General features: G+C 37.5%; 3 protein-coding genes and 1 pseudogene. 2 read left to right on the plus strand and 2 right to left on the minus strand.

The annotated features are described in order from the left end of the window. A pseudogene (locus FTT84_RS17535) lies at positions 1-99 on the plus strand (IS1 family transposase); the annotation flags it as partial. 280 nt (positions 100-379) lie between these two features. Further along, positions 380-823, plus strand: coding sequence for a large conductance mechanosensitive channel protein MscL (gene mscL / locus FTT84_RS17540; RefSeq protein ID WP_180058021.1), 444 nt, complete (start codon positions 380-382; stop codon positions 821-823). Positions 824-958: 135 nt separating this feature from the next. On the opposite strand, the gene FTT84_RS17545 is transcribed toward mscL, so the two are convergent. Together FTT84_RS17545 and mutM are read right to left on the minus strand one after the other, a co-directional pair. Beyond that, positions 959-1240, minus strand: a complete 282-nt coding sequence (locus FTT84_RS17545) for a peptidylprolyl isomerase (protein WP_067764891.1) — start codon at positions 1238-1240, stop codon at positions 959-961. Then, the gene (gene mutM / locus FTT84_RS17550; protein ID WP_180058019.1) at positions 1237-2091 is read right to left on the minus strand and encodes a bifunctional DNA-formamidopyrimidine glycosylase/DNA-(apurinic or apyrimidinic site) lyase; all 855 of its coding nucleotides are present in this window, start codon (positions 2089-2091) and stop codon (positions 1237-1239) included. Before mutM ends, FTT84_RS17545 begins: the two co-directional genes overlap by 4 nt. Positions 2092-2355: the final 264 nt, after the last annotated feature.

Raw genomic sequence — 2355 nt, forward strand, 5'->3', positions numbered from 1 at the left:
CGCGGTTTTAGAAAGAGTTGTAATTTCTCCAAAAAGATTGAAAACCATTTTAAAGCCTTCGACTTAACCTTTTTTTACATCAATAATGGTTTCATTTAATGTCAGCATACTTTTTGAAACACCACCGATATCTCATAAAGCATTAAAAATATAGTGAATTTAATTTACTTATTTTCAATTTCTCTATTGACAGAATTAACTAGCATACTTTTTGAAACACCACCATCCTTTTTAATATAGAGAAAAATGTTTTGTGTGAATTTTTATACATGGCATTTAGAATCTAATAAAAACCAAGTAAATTAGGTGGAAATAGTTATACAGATATAATGTATACTTCGTCACAAAATTAAAGCTGAAAAAAATTTCTGGAGATAACATGAGTATTATTCAAGAATTTAAAGAATTTGCCGTAAAAGGCAACGTGATGGACTTGGCTGTCGGTGTGATCATCGGTGGTGCGTTCGGTAAAATTATTGATTCAATGGTAAAAGATATCGTGATGCCATTGATTTCATGGATTCTGGGCGGTGATGTTGATTATTCAAATTGGTTTGTTGTCTTGGGCGATAATCCGAATAATGTAACTACTTTAAAAGCAGCACAAGATGCCGGTTTAAATGTCTTGGCCTATGGTAACTTCTTAACCATTCTTATTAACTTCTTGCTTTTAGCATGGGTAGTGTTCTGGTTGGTGAAACTGATGAACAAACTACGCCGTGATAAAGCAGAAGAAGCAGCGCCTGAACCTGAAGCGACTCCGGAAGATATCGAATTACTGCGTGAAATTCGTGACGAGCTAAAAAAACGTCCTGAAGCTTAAGCTTTTGGAGTAAATAAAAAAACGGCGCTTGGAGCGCCGTTTTTTAATTTCCCTAAATCCCTTTTTTAAAGGGGGGCTTTTCCTTCCTTTATTAAAGGTGAGAAACACTGCTTCATCAGAAGAGGGGGGAAATGACTAATCCATTCGAAATTTAATTTCTAATAAATGCCAACCAAATTGGCTTTTGATTGGGCCATGCAGTTCACGTTCAGGCAATGTGAAAACTGCTTTATCGATTGGGCCGACCAGTTGACCTTTTTTAATATCACCCAGCTCACCGCCTTTTTTCCCAGATGGACAGGTCGAATGTTGTTTGGCAATTTTGGCAAAATCTGCACCGCCTTTAATTTTCTTTTTGAGTTGTTCACACAACTCTTTATCTTTCACTAAAATATGACGGACGATGGCAGATTTCATGCTTTGCTTCCTTTAAGGGCTTTCTTACTGGTCATTTTAACCTTTTTTAATGGCTGACATTCAGGACAAAATACGCTTGCCCGTTGCCCGAGCTTAAGGTTCTGTAACGTCGTTTCACAGTTAATGCACATCTCACCAACACGCCCATAAGCCAGTAGTGTTTGCTGGAAATAACCATTTTCACCCATAGCATTACTGTAATCTCGTAGGGTAGAGCCACCCAAATCAATCGCTTGTTTAAGAATGCGCTTAATTTCAAGCACCATTTTTTCAACTTGGTTCATGCTTAAACTGGAAGCAGGTTGTGCAGGATGAATACCAAGGTTAAATAAGCTTTCAGTCGCGTAAATGTTACCGACACCAACAACAACATGGTTATCCATAATTGCAACTTTAATGCCGGTATTCTTATTTTTAAATTTATTGAATAGGTAGTCCGCATTAAAAGCATCACTTAAGGGTTCTGGTCCTAACGTGTCAATTAGCTTAGTTTGAGTATTTTGATCTAACCATAAAATACAGCCAAATCGGCGAGGGTCATGGTAGCGCAATTGCATGTCTTCAAACTGAATTATGAGATGGTCATGCTTACGACGTTCCTCATGACCTTCACAAATACGGAAACTACCAGACATGCCCAAATGCCACAGCATCGTGTCTTGTTCGAACTCAGCTAAGATGTATTTCGAGCGCCGACTTAGTTTTATGAGTTTTTGCCCTACCAGTTTTTGAATGTCATCAGGAATAGGCCAACGTAAACTGGATTGATAAATATCCACCTTCAACACTTTTTCATTTAGTAAAGGCAATAGACTGGTTTTGGTGGTTTCTACTTCTGGTAATTCAGGCATAGCTTAGGCGTAATACTGTCAACATATTGCGCTTAATATTGGGTGTTTTGAGTAGAATTGCAAGTTTGGTGCTGAAGCTAGAAAGGGCGAATTTCATTAATAAGCTTGAAGAGGTAAAATGAACTTTAGGGTCAAATAGAGGTGGTCCCACTTGTTTGAACAACTAAAAGCTTATTTATAAGTGATATTCTGCTCTAGTTAAGCTACCTTATTTTGTTGTGGTAGCTGGTCATAGTAAAACTCATCTGGAGTCATTTTGTCCAG

Source organism: Acinetobacter sp. YH01019 (genome assembly GCF_013420285.1).
Taxonomy (GTDB): Bacteria; Pseudomonadota; Gammaproteobacteria; order Pseudomonadales; family Moraxellaceae; genus Acinetobacter; species Acinetobacter gandensis.